This is a genomic window from Vibrio sp. PSi01 (assembly GCF_054960695.1).
In genome coordinates, this window is sequence record NZ_JBHNYN010000003.1 from 219,314 (window position 1) to 235,118 (window position 15,805).

Annotated in this window: 15 protein-coding genes; 1 reads left to right on the top strand and 14 read right to left on the bottom strand. The window is 43.3% G+C overall.

Annotated features, from left to right (window positions below; genetic code table 11):
• Positions 1-27 precede the first annotated feature (27 nt).
• Together ACFI6G_RS06300 and ACFI6G_RS06305 are read right to left on the bottom strand one after the other, a co-directional pair.
• The gene (locus ACFI6G_RS06300; RefSeq protein ID WP_462710186.1) at positions 28-1,122 is read right to left on the bottom strand and encodes a TRAP transporter substrate-binding protein; all 1,095 of its coding nucleotides are present in this window, start codon (positions 1,120-1,122) and stop codon (positions 28-30) included.
• Between the two features lie 516 nt (positions 1,123-1,638).
• Positions 1,639-2,031 carry a hypothetical protein gene (locus ACFI6G_RS06305; RefSeq protein ID WP_004733388.1) on the bottom strand — a complete coding sequence of 131 codons (393 nt, stop codon included), beginning with the start codon at positions 2,029-2,031 and terminating at the stop codon, positions 1,639-1,641.
• A gap of 220 nt (positions 2,032-2,251) precedes the next feature.
• On the opposite strand from ACFI6G_RS06305, the gene ACFI6G_RS06310 reads away from it, so the two are divergent.
• The gene (locus ACFI6G_RS06310) at positions 2,252-3,052 is read left to right on the top strand and encodes a DUF2982 domain-containing protein (protein WP_010438164.1); all 801 of its coding nucleotides are present in this window, start codon (positions 2,252-2,254) and stop codon (positions 3,050-3,052) included.
• A gap of 123 nt (positions 3,053-3,175) precedes the next feature.
• On the opposite strand, the gene ACFI6G_RS06315 is transcribed toward ACFI6G_RS06310, so the two are convergent.
• The 12 genes from ACFI6G_RS06315 to ACFI6G_RS06370 form a co-directional block, all read right to left on the bottom strand.
• Positions 3,176-3,829, bottom strand: coding sequence for an MBL fold metallo-hydrolase (locus ACFI6G_RS06315; protein ID WP_010438163.1), 654 nt, complete (start codon positions 3,827-3,829; stop codon positions 3,176-3,178).
• A 99-nt stretch (positions 3,830-3,928) separates the two neighbouring features.
• The gene (locus ACFI6G_RS06320) at positions 3,929-4,477 is read right to left on the bottom strand and encodes a peptidoglycan L,D-endopeptidase MepK (protein ID WP_462710187.1); all 549 of its coding nucleotides are present in this window, start codon (positions 4,475-4,477) and stop codon (positions 3,929-3,931) included.
• A 199-nt stretch (positions 4,478-4,676) separates the two neighbouring features.
• Positions 4,677-6,215, bottom strand: a complete 1,539-nt coding sequence (locus ACFI6G_RS06325; RefSeq protein WP_016792956.1) for a L,D-transpeptidase family protein — start codon at positions 6,213-6,215, stop codon at positions 4,677-4,679.
• An 81-nt stretch (positions 6,216-6,296) separates the two neighbouring features.
• Positions 6,297-7,385, bottom strand: coding sequence for a DUF1513 domain-containing protein (locus tag ACFI6G_RS06330; protein WP_016769288.1), 1,089 nt, complete (start codon positions 7,383-7,385; stop codon positions 6,297-6,299).
• Entirely contained in the window at positions 7,375-8,436 is a 1,062-nt protein-coding gene (locus ACFI6G_RS06335; protein ID WP_010438154.1) for an imelysin family protein, read from the bottom strand. Before ACFI6G_RS06335 ends, ACFI6G_RS06330 begins: the two co-directional genes overlap by 11 nt.
• A gap of 141 nt (positions 8,437-8,577) precedes the next feature.
• Complete coding sequence (locus tag ACFI6G_RS06340) at positions 8,578-9,966, bottom strand: di-heme oxidoreductase family protein (RefSeq protein WP_016769289.1); 1,389 nt, start codon at positions 9,964-9,966, stop codon at positions 8,578-8,580.
• A 270-nt stretch (positions 9,967-10,236) separates the two neighbouring features.
• Positions 10,237-11,496, bottom strand: coding sequence for an imelysin family protein (locus ACFI6G_RS06345; RefSeq protein ID WP_016769290.1), 1,260 nt, complete (start codon positions 11,494-11,496; stop codon positions 10,237-10,239).
• A gap of 176 nt (positions 11,497-11,672) precedes the next feature.
• Positions 11,673-12,269, bottom strand: coding sequence for a GTP cyclohydrolase II (locus ACFI6G_RS06350; protein WP_009848836.1), 597 nt, complete (start codon positions 12,267-12,269; stop codon positions 11,673-11,675).
• Between the two features lie 248 nt (positions 12,270-12,517).
• Entirely contained in the window at positions 12,518-12,694 is a 177-nt protein-coding gene (locus ACFI6G_RS06355; RefSeq protein ID WP_010438149.1) for a hypothetical protein, read from the bottom strand.
• A gap of 89 nt (positions 12,695-12,783) precedes the next feature.
• On the bottom strand, positions 12,784-13,224 hold the full coding sequence (gene nrfF, locus ACFI6G_RS06360; protein ID WP_462710188.1) for a heme lyase NrfEFG subunit NrfF: 441 nt from the start codon (positions 13,222-13,224) through the stop codon (positions 12,784-12,786).
• The gene (locus ACFI6G_RS06365; RefSeq protein ID WP_010438146.1) at positions 13,221-13,775 is read right to left on the bottom strand and encodes a DsbE family thiol:disulfide interchange protein; all 555 of its coding nucleotides are present in this window, start codon (positions 13,773-13,775) and stop codon (positions 13,221-13,223) included. Before ACFI6G_RS06365 ends, nrfF begins: the two co-directional genes overlap by 4 nt.
• On the bottom strand, positions 13,756-15,678 hold the full coding sequence (locus ACFI6G_RS06370; protein ID WP_016790981.1) for a heme lyase CcmF/NrfE family subunit: 1,923 nt from the start codon (positions 15,676-15,678) through the stop codon (positions 13,756-13,758). Before ACFI6G_RS06370 ends, ACFI6G_RS06365 begins: the two co-directional genes overlap by 20 nt.
• Positions 15,679-15,805: the final 127 nt, after the last annotated feature.

The following is a 15,805-nucleotide window of genomic DNA, read 5'->3' on the forward strand; positions in this document are numbered from 1 at the left end:
ATTTATCTTTAGTTCAACAAATGTCGACTATTTCGCTTGGCTATTTAAATAAGCTCTGTGTGAAATATCCGTCCATGAACGAACTTGTTCTAGGTAGCTTGCTTGTGAAGCTTGGATCTTTTTTGCTAATTCATCTTTCTCAGCATGCTTAGCTAATAGGCGATCATTTGCTTCTTTCAATGCAGCCATAACCTCTGGTGGGAAATCTTTAACTTGTACGTCTGGGAATTCTGTCTTCATTGAAACCCAGTTCTTGCCACTTTCATGCGTTGCTTGTGTGTACATGTCATAAGCAGCAGTACGCATTGCAACTCTAAGGATTTCTTGTAGATCTTCAGGCAACTTGTTCCATGTGCGCTTGTTCACTAGGAATTGAAGCTCTGAACCTGGCTCATGCCAACCTGTGTAGTAATAAGGCGCAATTTTGTGGAAACCCATTCGTAAATCAAGTGATGGACCCACCCACTCTAGTGCATCAATTGTGCGTCGCTCTAGAGACGTGTAAAGCTCACCCGGTGCAATGTTTGTTGGTTTTGCGCCTAGCTCAGCAAGAATCTCACCAGCGAAGCCTGGGATTCTCATTTTCAAGCCTTGTAGGTCTTCAACACTATTGATTTCTTTTTGAAACCAACCGCCCATCTGAATATCAGTGTTACCACCTGGGAACGACATCAAGTTGTGTGGAGAGTAAACCTGCTCCATCAACTCCATACCACCACCGTGATAGAACCATGCGTACTGTTCTGCTGGCGTCATACCGAAAGGCATAGAAGTGAAGTAAAGTGTGTTTGGAACTTTACCTTTCCAGTAATAAGAGCCTGAGTGACCCATGTCGTATTGACCAGACTTAACCATGTCAAATACGCCAAGCGGAGCTTTATGTTTATTGGCTGAATCGATGCGGATTTGCAGTCGACCATTCGACATTTTCTCAGCCATAGCAGCCATATTCTTAGTAGCATCACCAAAAACAGGGAAGTTTGGTCCCCACGTTTCGGCAAGCTTTAAACGGTAAACCTTATCAGCAGCTGTTGCACCAGTAGCGACTAAAGCTAAACAAGCCGCTGCAGTTACCGCAACGTTTTTAAAAACTCGTGTGAGGGAGTTAGAGATGAGACTCATGTTCACGTCCTTTGTTGGGTTAACACTCTTTCATTGAGCATTTTTTATGATTCAACATAAGAGTGCACCGTGATGAAGCAACAAGATATCAGGGAGAGCACGCACGAACGGTTGGTTTAAATGTACGTATTAGACCAAAGGATTACGTATAACTACGTAGGAGATAATTCAATATCACCTACTTTAAAGGAGTTAGGTTATTCACTATAGAAACAGGTATTGATAAATACCTAAGTAGTTATAGTGAATCGAAATTAACAATTGATTCCCATTTCGTGATGAGACTCTATTCCTTGCTACATTCTGGTGATATCAACTAACGATCTATCACTATGGACGCCCTACTTTGGGGCTTGCTGATTAGGAGCAAGAGTGCCAGGCAAGGGAATCGCTTTCGCAGGACAATAGATTGGAAATGAAGTGGCAAAACTGGGGTTGGCATTATTTGCTAGATACAAAAAAAGCCTCGAAAATCGAGGCTTAAAAACTTAACGAAGCGAATGTAATCCCACAGGATTAGATAGCTTTGTAGATAACCTTGTTACCTGCTAGCTGCTCTTTCGCTACTAGGTTTTCTTCAAGAAGTTTTTTCAATGCGCCTGTTGCCCATGAAGCTGCTTTCGCGTCTTCTTGACCAGCTGCTAGGCCGATACCTTTAGGGTTAATGCCTTCAGCATTGCTAACAACGATGTCTAGAACTTGTTGTTGCTTAGGAGTCAGTGCTACTGCAACTTCTTTCGTTGCTGCTACTGCTTTCTCTACCGCTGGTTTTGCTGCTACAGTTTTTTCTGCTACAACTTTCTCTGCGACAGGCTTCGCTTTTTTCGGCGTTGCCACTGCTTTAACTACAGCCGCTTTAGTGCGTTTCTGCAGTTTAGCCTGCACCTTACGCTTATGAGCAAGTCTCATTGAATATTTCTCCAGTTCACTGCTCTTTTCGCAGTGGTGAAAATTTGAAGCGCGATTTATACCAAAAAACAGGAGCTATTTGTAGAGTGAAGCGCCGAAAGTCGACGAAAAATACCGATATTGTCTATTAGCGTCTATTATTTAAACATCGACTTATCAATTCAGGGTCATATACACTGGTTATCCATCCAGACAAAAATATGAAAACTTGGTGTTGCCTATGGACACTCGTCACCTTACAAACTTCTCTTTGCCTTCATTCACACGCTCGTATCGAATTATCGCCGTCATTTTGGGGTTCGTTTGCTTGATCACTGCGTTATACAGCGACAACCCAAAGCTACTGATCGTGGGGGCATTTTGCATTATTGCGCTTTTGGGTACGGGCTATTATTTAATGTTGCGCAGCAGAGTCATGTTCACGCTCACCCCCACTCACTTTCAGCAGCATTTCTACAAGGGGGGTTGGGTTTTAAAATGGCGCAACATCCAAAAAATTGGCCTTTGTACTTATGAACAAGAAGGCTGGCACCAACCTTTACCTTGGGTCGGTATTAAAATTAAAGATTACTCGCCCTACCTCGATTCAATTTGCCCTAAAATCACTTGCGAGTTATTACTGAGCCAGCGAGCACTTTTGTATCTGGGCGCCAAGCAAGCGGGTAAAGAGTCAAACTTTGAAGATATGGTTCTCGACTCATCGCATTACCATGCACGTCGTACTGAGAACGGTTGTGTTGGACAGAGCAGACATAAAGAGTCGCAAAATTCAGACGACGTTTGTTTCAACGATAGTCAAAAGCAGGGCAACTTGGATACATCTGATGATAGAAATAATAAAGAAACGGTGATTAAGGACTATTCTGGATTACAGGCGATGCTTGCCAATAGGATGAAGTACCAAAGGGGTTTCCACGGTTATGATATTTTCATATCAACTCAAGATTTGAATATGAGTGGGGAAGAGTTCATTGGATTAGCTCGACGTTACTTGGCTGCTGCTGAGCGCTTTTCTGATTAAAGCGAAGACGTTTAGAATAAACGAACACGCATTGAATTAAAAAAGCTTAGCGTTCAAACAAAAGCTAAGCTTCATTTCAATCAACCGCAACACGAATGATCGGCGTGCTAATCACAGACTTAATTAATATAGTGGCATTTCATCGGCTACGAATGGGTTTGATGCGCGCTCACGACCAAATGTAGACTCAGGACCATGACCCGGTACAAATGTCACATCACTGCCTAATGGCCAAAGCTTAGTCTTGATTGAAGCAATCAGCGTATTGAAATCGCCTTGAGGGAAGTCAGTTCGGCCAATTGCGCCATTGAACAATACATCACCCACAAACGCTAAACGAGCTTGCTCACTGAATAGCACGACGTGACCCGGTGTATGACCCGGCGTATGGATCACATCAATCACTTGGTTACCAAAAGTGACTTTGTCACCCTCTTCTAACCATGTGTTTGGTTCAAAAGCTTTGCACAGTGGGAAACCAAACATTTGACTTTGGTTCTCTAAACCTTGAAGCCAAAAGTTGTCCGCCTTATGTGGACCAACAATGTTCACCTTCAAGATTTCAGCAAGTGGTACTGTTCCACCTACATGGTCTAGGTGACCGTGAGTCAATACCAAGTTCACCACTTTAACACCTAACTCTTCGATGATAGCAGCCAGTTGCTGAACATCACCACCCGGATCGACAACGATGCCTTCCATTGTCTCATCACACCACACAATTGAGCAGTTTTGAGAGAAAGAGGTAACAGGAACAACTTGATACTTAAGAGACATATACAAACCTTAGAGGGCAAACTGAAATTTGGGCAAACTATGACATTGGATGTCTACTTTGACAAGTACCTAGCATTCGCTCGCAAATTCAGCTTAACGTTACCAACTGCGTACAGGACCTGTGTCAATATGGATAAAGTTGCTACGCGCATAATAACCGACACCACCCGCGTTCAGGCTTTTGCCTACGTCTCTTAATTCTTTTAGGTTAACGCCATCAATACGGAAATCGATCGCTTTACCCAACATGTGATAACTCTTTTTTGCGACACCATTCGAGTTTGCTCGCAGTGCTTCATTGGTCGCCGGCGAACGGTAACCAGAGATAATTTGAACTTCTTTTTGAATACCTAGAACATTTTGAATCTGAGTGATCTGGTCAAACAAATTCTTGTCCATCGGGTGAATCTCATTGCGGCGGAAGTCACGGCACAATTTGCTTAGGCGAGCCATCTCATCACCAACATAGTTCGTGCCATCAAAATAGCAGGTCTCCAACCTTTCACCAGTGTGAAGATTGTTCATGCTGATCGTTCTAGGCTGATCTGGGTATGAAGCAAAAGCGATAGAAGGTGTGATTGAGGCGACAACAGCAGTACCACCAGCGTAAGTCAGAAACTGACGGCGAGAAAATAAACTTTGAGACATACAGCAAAAAAACCAATTATATCGAACGAAAAATGCACGATACATAATGAAAATTGCTGCGTCAACGTACGAAAAGCACCCAAAACGTTAGTATTTGTAACCTTTGTGCGGTTAGTTATTGATACACATTATAATTTTATCAATAGAAGCTTGGTTGTCATTTTTCGGTCAAGATCACCATTGTTGATTTCGCCGTTTGTTAACCACCCGCTTTATCGTACTGGTAAATATCACCACGGTACTGAATGCCCTCTTCTTCAAACAATACAGTTTGATAGATAATATGCACTGGAATTCTCTTCTTGAGTCGAACCTTGGTATTAGGTGCTAAGTCACCGCCTTGATTAGGAACCTTTCTAACCTTAGTCGCAAATAGCAATTCAGCCAATTGTTCGGCATGTTCGACTCTTATACAACCTGAGCTATAAGCACGAAAGTCATCATTAAACAGGCCTTTACTTGGCGTATCATGTAGATATATCGCACGTTTATTGGGGGTGTTGAATTTATACAAACCCAATGCATTTCGAGAGCCCGCCTGTTGACGCATGCGATATGGGAACGAGTTGAAATTAATGGTTTGCCAATCAATCTCGGTGGTATCGACAGTTTCCATAGAACGCCAACCATCAATCACTTGGAAGTTATGGGTTTCAAGGTAGCTTTCATCGGCTTTCACCTTAGGCAAGATGTCTTTCACCATTATTTTCCATGGCACATTCCAAGTTGGGTTTAAGATCACCGAATCTAGATTTATCTCTAAAAGCGGTGTTTTTCGCGACTTTCTGCCCACGACGACTTTGGACTCAAATACCTCTTCACCATCTTCCCAGTACTTCATATCAAAACTAGGTACATTGACGACGATGAGAGAATCTCTATCTCTTGGCCACAAACGAACGCGCTCTGCATTCAACGCTAATGAATTCAATCGATCATCAAAACTCATGTTGATCCATTTGATCGTGTCAGGCCCTATAATCCCATCAGCTGTCAGGCCATGCATGTGTTGAAAGGACTTAATCGCTTTTTGCAAATCTCGATCGAACACTGGAAGATCAACAGCCACCATTGATGTGTCTACACCCACCAGAGCGATACGTTCTACAAGCGCTACTTTATCTGAAAGATCGTCACCTAAACGTTTCAAACCTTCCTGTCTATATCGCTCGATATTAAGCTCGGATGCAGTTTCTAACACTGAATAGGTCGCCTTGAATTGATCAAAATTCCCAACAGGCGGCGCGTAAGACAGCACCATCTCCAATAAATAATCATTGGCGACGCTGCTCTTTAATCTCATCAAAATATGAGGAGAAGGTGCAGGTAATTTGGAGTGTAGCTTGCCTGAGAAGTACCACTCTTTACCGACCAGTGGCGCATTTTCTACGTAACTCAAGTAATAAATAAAGGTATCGGTCAATAATATGTCCAACTCTTTCCATTGGCGTTGGGCTTGGTATTGACGAATTTGCTTGAGTTGACGCTCAAAGAGCGGTGCCATTTGGGCTTGTTCTAGAAGCGACAATTGGAACTCAAATGCTTTAACAAGTTCAGGAGAGTCCCAAAGAATAGGAAGAGAAGAGTCTTGATAAATACTCTGGGTTAGCTCTGGATAAATGAGCATGGAAGAGAGTTCTGAATCAGCCGGAATAAATCCGCTCTCGTCAGAACTCGTATAGCTCCACGCATGCACAGAAACTAACACCAATAATCCAAAGAAGTACTTCGCTAACATGCTTAACTCCATCACCAACAATCTCATAAGTATGGCAAAGAAATTGGAGTAAGCATGTTATTTTTTAAGGAGTTTTATAAATCAAATTGCACTCCAGTGATTATCCCACTGAATAGATGATTGCTGAATTGATTTTTCATAAGGCTTTCGTTGGCTCACCACACTACCCGCTCCAGAGCTCAATCTAAACTCACCATCAAGCAGCACAGCGCCAGAAGCATCTGATAAAGCAGATAGTTCTACGAGTTCTTTAGTGTCTTTAGACCAAATACCGTAGCAGTTTCCTCTTGGCGAGGTCGCAATAATCCAATCATCTGACGCCGCAATACTCGCGATGTAGTGATTGAACCTTGCCCATTGTTCTGGCTCCGCGTTCAGTGATTCAAATCGTCCACCTTTAGTGTGCATCGCTAAAAGTGAAGGATACTCATCGGGCTCGCCACGATATTGCTGGCCACATAGTACGGTTTCAGCGCCATCATGCGCTAAGTGTCGAATGCTCAGCTTCTTGTCCAGCAATTCAACCTGCTCAAGTAGCACGCCTTCAGGTGAAACATAGCTCAAACTCGGTTGCATCGAATCAAGGTTTTTCGGTGTTCTACCGTCAGTATGAACGCCACCAACACCGATTGCGAGGTTACCGTCAGGCATGATGATGACTTCATGAGGTCCAATGCCAAAACCGGTAAATTCTTCAACTTTACGATACCCTTGCGCGACATCGTAAACGCCAATCACACCTTGGCTGCTGTCAGTTTTACCTTCAGTGGCATACAGTAATTTGCCATCTAATGAATAAATGCCATGACCATAAAAGTGACGATTACGCCCCTTAACGACCATTTTGATTTGTTCACCCTTTTTATAGTCAAACACCATAAAATAATCACCAGGACGACGAGCAAAAACCACCGCATGTGATTGAGTTGGGCAAATAGCGACGCCATGACCACGATCGGGAATCGGCAGCTGGCTCAATGGCATCCCATATTCATCAGCCACAACGGCTGAATATTGGCCTCGTCCATTAAGCGCACAACCGATTAATTGAGGCTCATTAGATGAACTCACGACATTAGAGAGACTAGTACACCCAAATGGAAATACAGGAACCGCTGCACAACCTAGTGCAGCCTTAAGTAAACTTCTTCGTGTAGTATCAGTCACCATCGGTAGCATTAAATCCTATTACCACGCCAAGCTCTATCGCCACTTCTTCATGAATCAGGTACTTCAAACGTTCTAGTTTATTGTATTGAGTCAGTACTTCTCGGTAACCTTCTTTGCTCTGTAGCAGAGTAAACAGGCTTGATTCTGTAGGCCAAGTATCTAGCGTTAGCGTGAACTGGGCAGCAACACGATCAGCAAGATCGTTTAAGCCCTTCTCTCTCAATAAACCATCAAGACCATTACCATCTGCGAGGTAAAGCTTCTCAAGCGCAGCAACATTCGCCTTTAGCTGAATCATTGAGGTTTGTGCGCGCCACGACTCAGAGAAATATGGTCGCGGGTGGCCAATCTTAGCCATTGGGCGACTCAGCTTTTTCATGCTGTAATCAAGTTGGTTGGTCAATAAAGCGATGTATTCCGACTCCCAGCGCATCTCGTCCAGTGCTAGCCAAGGGTTAACCTGCCAGGCCTCAGCAATAGAGGTAGACTTCACAGCCAAGTTTTGTGCGATAGCTTGTGAAGATAGACAACCTGAAGCTTTGTCTTGAAGCAGTGGAGATTGCTCGTCATACAGAGACCACTCTAAGGCACCAAGTCCTTGAACAGTAACACTCTGCTGTGCGATTTCGTCTTGTGACCAAGCTTTCTCTTGCTGAGTCAGCTGACGCATTTTTAAGCCTGTGGTGTTCTTTTTGTCTGGCCAAAACTGAACATTCCAGCTCTCTTCCAGTGCCGCTATTGGGCCTCTTTCTTGACCTTGCAGTGCCATCCAACTGTTCATCGTGAGCTGCCACTGATTTTTCAAAGCATCCAGCTCAACATTGTTGGTTTCACAGTAACCTTGCATCAAGACTTCCAGTTCACTGGCTTGCCTAGCGAATAGGACGGCTGAATCAAACTCTTGTTGGTACACGCTACGACTGATGTGAGCGGTCATGTCTGCTTGATAAGAAACACCGTTAACCTCAGATGAAGCCGTTTGCTCACCCGATGATTGGCAGCCTGCCATGATTAATACCGACAAAGGCATTAACAAAAATTTATGTGTCATGCTGTTACCTTACTTCCTAGTTTTTCTTTTAATTATATGAATTCAATAAATATGAAACGACCGCTGAGCTCGTATTACTACAAGTTCAGCGGTAGTATGTTTTTGGCTAACTCGCCGTTGAGGCGCTAAGCTTAAGACTGCCTATAGCGAGTTCAAAAATGCCAGTAGTGCTTCGCGCTCAGTCGCATTCAAAGACAGAACCTTCTGTTTCGCCATCTCTGCTTCACCACCGTGCCAAAGCACCGCTTCCATAACGTTTCTTGCACGACCGTCATGAAGTAAGAAGGTGTGACCATTCACTTCTTTGGTATAACCGAGCCCCCACAATGGTGTTGTACGCCACTCTTGGCCGCTTGCTAAATACTCAGGGCGATGATCCGCTAAGCCTTCACCCATATCGTGCAGCAGCATATCGGTGTATGGACTAATTAACTGATTAGATAACGCAGGCAAACCTTCACGCTCATCCGTACGAATTTCAGATTGGTGACAACTTTGGCAACCAATATCTTTAAACAGTTTTTTACCTTGAACAACCATAGGGTTCCCAACGTTACGGCGAATAGGTACAGCCAAATGCTGTGAGTAAAACTCAACAAAATCTAGAATGTTATCGCTAACTTCTGGATCCCCCCCATTTGGAAAATCATTACAAGTTGATTGTACTGATGTACAGTTCTCATTAGGGAACAGGCGGCTCGTTAAGCCCAAATCACCATTGAATGCCGCAGCATTTTGTTGCATCAGATTTGGCTGTCCTGCTTTCCAACCAAAACGACCTAAGGTTATTTCGTTGGTTTGAACATCCAGAACGTAGTTAGCCTTACCCGACACGCCTTGCTTATCAGCTAATTGCTGCTCAGAAAATCCAAGAATCGTTTCTTTTGAAATGCTCTCAAGCAGACCAAGGCCAATCATTGGCGGCGCAACTCGAGCAGAAAATTCAGTTTTAGGATGCATCTCGCCGAAGGCAAGATCCGTAATCTTTAAAGTAGGTTTACGTAGGGTAACGACGGTGCCGTCTTTGAATTCAACAGGAACATCCTTGTAGCTAATGTTTACTTGGCCCTCCGGTTTTACCCCTTGAAGAGCGAAATCTTGTAGCTGGCCGCCGTAGGTCGGTTCAGGAATACCACCATCACGAATAAAGGCTTGTCTTTGCTCTGGTGTTTCAGCGGGAATACTCAAGCGAACCAACATCGAAACCGCGTTCTCATCACCTTTTTCAGGTGCATGACCACGGCCATCTTTGATGTGACAATTTTGACAGCCGTTTGTGTTAAATAGTGGGCCAAGGCCATCGCGTGCATCAGTCGATGACGGAGCGGGTACCCAAGGGTTTCTAAAGAAGCTATTACCTACACTGAAATCTAAGCGTTTACTCATTGGTAAATTGGCAGCAGGAAGAGAAAAAGCATTCGCTCCCTCTTTCTTTACGGTAGTTTTACCACCAGAGTAGGTTTCATGGGCGTGTAATGGAGATAAGAAAAACAGTGCGGTTAATAGTGAGGCTGATAGATACGACTTCATACATTGCCTTGCTGTGTTTTGATTTTAGTTTTTATTAGGGAATAACTTTCTTGAGTAGCAAACAATTAAGGGCTCAATGAGAGCCCCTACATTGGTTCTATACCAATCACAGTAAGTGATCAGAAATAGCGTAAGAAAAAGGCTTGAGAACAAGGCGTGATTTTCTGATAAGTAGTTATTCTACAATCAAAAATTACAACGCAGTTATCGAGCGTTTTAACTAGCTAGGCTGACCAGTTATTTACTACGATTGGTATTAACCTCGGGTTCTTAGAACTCGTGATCAGCCGTGTCTGGGTTTAGGCTATCAATGCCAATAACACCAGCAGCGCGTTCGATTGCAGCGGTTTGAGATACTAGCGCAACAATTGTTTTGTTCACTAATGCGTTACCCGCAGCGTTGTCGGCAGCGATTAGCTGATCGAAATGCTGGTTGTTTTTCTCTGCAGACGTTACTAATTCACCTACTTGTGCACGTGCTAAGTCAAACTGCTTTTGGATCTCTTTCGCAGCTTGCTCATCTTTTTGCTCTACTAGGTCAAACAGGCTTGGACCTGAAAGTAGAGTACCGTCTTCACGCTTGTATAGGCCCGTGTAAACGTTGTAGATGCCTTGCTCGTTGTAGTAGTGAGAGTTGTGAGTGTTATCAGAGAAACAATCGTGCTCGTCTTCAGTAGAGTTAGCTTCTAAAGCCACCTTCATACGCTCACCAGCTAGCTCACCTAGAGATAGTGAGCCCATTCCAAATAGCATTTTACGCAAACCGTTTTCGCTAGATTCAGCAAGAAGTTCTTGACGGTAGTTGCCTTTCTCGCCTTCAGCCCACTGCTTTTCCATCCACTCTAGATCTTGGATAAGGAGTTCAGCTGATGCTTTTAGGTATGCGCCACGACGGTCACAGTTGCCGTTTGTACATTCAGCACCAACAACAAAATCAGTATAAGCACGCTGACCTGCACCGCTGTTTGTGCCGTTCAAATCTTGCCCCCAAAGCAGGAATTCAATTGCGTGATAACCAGACGCTACGTTTGCTTCAGAACCACCGATCTCGTTAAGGTCTGCAATTAGCTCAGGAGTGATGTTCGTTGCATCAACGGTAGTCTGACCAATTTGGAAAGTCTTGTTCGCCACGATGTTTGCGCTTGCGCCTTCGTTACCAAGTTCATATTGGTAATCCGAAGATACGTAATCGATCAAACCTTCATCAAGTGGCCATGCGTTTAATTGACCTTCCCAATCATCAACAACAGCGTTACCGAATCGGAATACTTCTGATTGCTGGTAAGGTACGCGAGACTCAAGCCAAGCTTGTTTTACTTGTTCGAAATTGCCAGCAGAAGGAGAAGCTAAGAAGGTATCAATAGAAGAATTCAACGCTTTTGCTGTAATTACTGAATCAGCGAACACCGCATGAGCAATATCTGCGTAGTGTTCTACAACTTGATCTTGAGTTACTGCAGCGAAAGTAGAAGCCGAGGCAAAAATGAGTGACGAAGTTACCGCTTTTGTCACTAAAGATTTAATGGTCATGAAGCATCCTTGTTGAGCTTTAAATTATTATTCGTAGTAATAGTGCAAACCATTATCATTTACACTACGGATTTGAATAATACAAACTTACAATTTTATTGCAAGATAAATACAAAAAAACCTCACATGAGTGAGGTCTTTAAACATTTTTGTGTTAGGCGCAACAAGTCAATGGATTAGATATCCAGGTTGTGCTTACCGTGTGAGACTTTCGCCTTCAGATAGCTTTCGTTACCTGATTTGATATGAGCAGACGTGTTCACTACTTCTTCAATTTCAATACCAAAAGATTTCAATTCATTGATTTTCTTAGGGTTATTGGTCACCAAGCGGATTTTGGTCGTACCTAAAGCACGTAGCATTTCAGCTGCTTCAGTAAAATCGCGTAAGTCATCACCAAAACCTAAGTGGTTGTTGGCTTCGTAGGTGTTCATACCTTCACTTTGAAGGCGGTATGCATCGATTTTGTTGTACAAACCAATACCGCGGCCTTCTTGACGAAGATAAAGAATCACTCCGCCCGTTTCGCCCATAATTCTTATAGTTTCGTCTAGCTGCTCGCCACAGTCACAGCGAGAAGAATGGAATACATCACCAGTAAGACACTCAGAGTGCATACGAACAAGAGGTATGTCTTGTGTCTTATCTGCTGACTTAAATATCACAGCAACATGCTCTTTATCTGTTTTCAACCCATGAAAAGACAGAAGTTCAGCATCAATGCTGCTTGTTACCCCTACTTTGAAATCTATTCTGGCACGTACTTCCGCCATAGCTATACTCACTTGAAAATTCTATGTATTTAACAACACTACGCTATATGTCTAGGCAATATTTTGTAGCGAACTATCTAATGATAGACACTATGAGGCTGTTAACAATTTTTTTCAAGGTCGACCACGCACAAATTGTTATATTATAACAATTATTTTTCAAGCAACAAAAAACCCCACATTGGGATGACCAACATGGGGTTATAAATTTATCTGGTGCGGCTAAGGCGATACTTTTTACAGCACGATCAACTTACTTGGGTTTGCTTCCAGATGACAAGTTGCACCCAAGCATTCTCAAGTTCAGTCAGTTCTTCCTGCGTAAGCGTAGAAATGCTCGATTTAGCACTGTATTTTTTTGCCCATTTGTCAGATCGGACATGAGTATAGAACTCTTTCTTTAAATTTGAGATTACGTTGTCCACAGATACATCCTTATATAACAGTGCTTAGCCTTTATAATCCTTTAATGTTACAAAATACAGGTCAATTCGTAAACAGTAATACATATTTTTTATGAGCTCTTTCTAACGCTTTTTATTGATAAATACATAAATAGAAAAAAAAGAACACTTGGCATCAACCAGAGCAATAAGTTAGAGGTGTTCATTGCTGGTTTATAAAGCACAAATTCACCAAACCTTTCCGTCATATATTGAGTAATTTCATTATTACTATGCCCTGCTTTCACCATATTGAACACAATAAGGCGTAAGTCTTTTGCTATCGGTGAGTTGGATTCAATCAGATTTTGGTTTTGACATTGTGGACAGCGTAACGTTTTCGCCAAGCTGATAGCACGTTGCTGTTGTTCTGGGTTTTCAAACTCAAACAGTTCAACTTGAATACTCGTATCTTTATTACTGGCAGTAAACAACTCTTCAGCCATGGTAGGAAGGCTAATCACTACAAGAGCTGACAGCATAAACAACGTTTGTATTAGAGACTTCATCATCCATTCACACCATCAAAATACATCGCAAGTTCATCTTTCCATACCGTTTCATTAATCACGCCCAATAGCTTTTTAATGATCTGGCCATTGGCATCGACTAGATACGTTTCAGGGGTTCCAATTACGCCCAACTCTAGCGCCAGTTTACCTTGAGGATCACTGATCACTACTGAGTACGGATTGCCGTCGCTCAATAACACATTGATCGCTGTCCCTGAATTATCCCGATAATTTAGCCCAACAATTGGAATGCCTTTCTTTCGCAACTCGGTCAGAAAAGCATGTTCCGTTTTACAAATACCGCACCATGAAGCCCATACATTGACCAGTTGGTAAGGATGCTGTGTGACATCAGCGAGCGTAATTTCCTGCTGACCACTGACGCTTTCACTATTCACTAACGCAGTAGATATGAATTCTGGAAATGCCCTTTTTTGCTCTGAAACGCTGGTCGTTTGTTGCTTACTGTCAAGCGCAAAGACAAATCCCAACACCACTATTAATGCCAAGACAATGAGAGTAATTAGCTTGTTACGAACGCTGGTATGCATACTGTGCAGCCTTATCAGTTTTCTTTTTACGATGAGTCAATGAGAGTAAAGCGCCGATAATGGAGAACAACCCGCCAAACCAGATCCAGCGCGCATACGCCTTGTATTGAACACGAAATGCATAGGCTGCTGAGTCTATTTTCTCGCCCATGGTGATATACACATCGCCATGCCAGAACCATTTCATTGCGGGCTCGCTCATGTTCATCACTCGAACTTGGTAATGTCTTCTTTCAGGTGTAATGGAAAAACTTTGCTCGCCAGTTTCTAGCTTAAGTATCGCCTTCTCTGCGGTAAAATTTGAGGCGACATAAAGCTCAGTATCCCGATGAGAAAGCGTCCAACCCATGAACTCTACTTGTGTACCTGGGCTTAGTTTATAGCTGCGCTCAAACGAGTGGTAACTGTTCATTGCAGCGCCTATAGCCAAGACCGCAATACCAACATGAGCAAATGTCATCACCCAGACTTTGCGTTGGAACTTGGAACTGCGCGTTACCGCTAAGCCATAAACATGAGTAAGTAAAACCCAAAATGCGAGTGACCATGTCATCAAAACCATCACTTGTCGTTGGACTTGTTCCACTTGCCATGAATAACAAACGTAACCCAATGCCAACGACAACACAGCTAACAATAAAATAACACCTTTGGTTGCTTGAGGTTTAACGCTCAACAATGGGGCTAAACCAATCACACCAAGTGCGAGCAAAGCCAAAGGCGCAATCAGTAGGTTAAAGTAAGGCGCACCTACCGATATGTTCCCTAACCCAAGCAGTTCAAAGATCATTGGATAAAACGTACCAAACACCACAACTGTCGTTGCCAAAACAAAAATGAGCACGGCGACTAAACTCAAAAAGCTCTTACTGGCGAAACTCGTAATCGGACTTGATTCAAAAGACTCCTCTCTGATGATAAGCAGAGAAAATGAACTCACCAGCACCAGCACTAATATAAGTAGTAGTGCGATACCTTTGGTTGGGTCAACTGCAAAAGCGTGTACCGATGTAAGTACGCCAGAACGAACAATAAACGTGCCTAAGATACTCAAGCAAAATGTAATGAAAGCAAGGCTAAGAGACCACTTAAGAAGCTGTTGCTTACCCTTGGCAACGCCTAGACTATGCAGTAAAGCTGTCGAAGTAAGCCATGGCAGCAAGCTGGCATTCTCAACCGGATCCCAGAACCACCAGCCGCCCCAGCCTAATTCGTAATACGCCCACCAAGAGCCAAGAATGATCCCTGCAGTTAAAAAGATCCACGCAACAAGACACCCACTTCGGCAATGGACAACCCAATCAAATTCTATTGGATCAACCAGCAAAGCAGCAACTGCAAATGCCAGCACCACAGAAAAGCCGACATAGCCAAGGTAAAGCAATGGCGGGTGAAAAATCAGACCGACATCTTGCAACATTGGGTTAAGGTCACGCCCTTCTAGCGGCAAGATCGAATTCATTTCAAACGGATTTGATGCGAATAACGTGAACCAAGCAAATATCGCGAGCAGTAGGTTCATCACCCACAGCACTCGGCTTTGGTATTCATTCGAATAGTGTTTTTGTAAGGCGATCACGCCAGACCAGACGCTGATCGTCAGTACCCAAAACAACAAGGAACCTTCATGTCCTGCCCATACGGCCGCAAGCTTAAAAAATGAGGGTAATTGGGTATTTGAATGTTCAGCGACATAGAGAATAGAGAAGTCATCACTGACAAAGGCATAGCCAAGCAATGCGACAGAAGTGAGAGAAAAAAATGCACTTGAAAGAGAGAAACTGCGGATTAAGCCTAGATTTTGCGCCCGTTTATTTAGCATTTGATAAAACGAATGCACGCCAATAAGGCTACTGAGCACAGCAACCAACACTAAACTAAACAGCCCCAAAGAACCGACCATATCACCTCAATAAGACTCTACCGGAGCAGAGCCAAGTTAAACCGTTATTCGCTTTTATTGACCAACTAGCTCCTGTTACTCAACTAGCTTCTGTTGCTCAACGAAACGGTATCTAGTGAGCAGATGT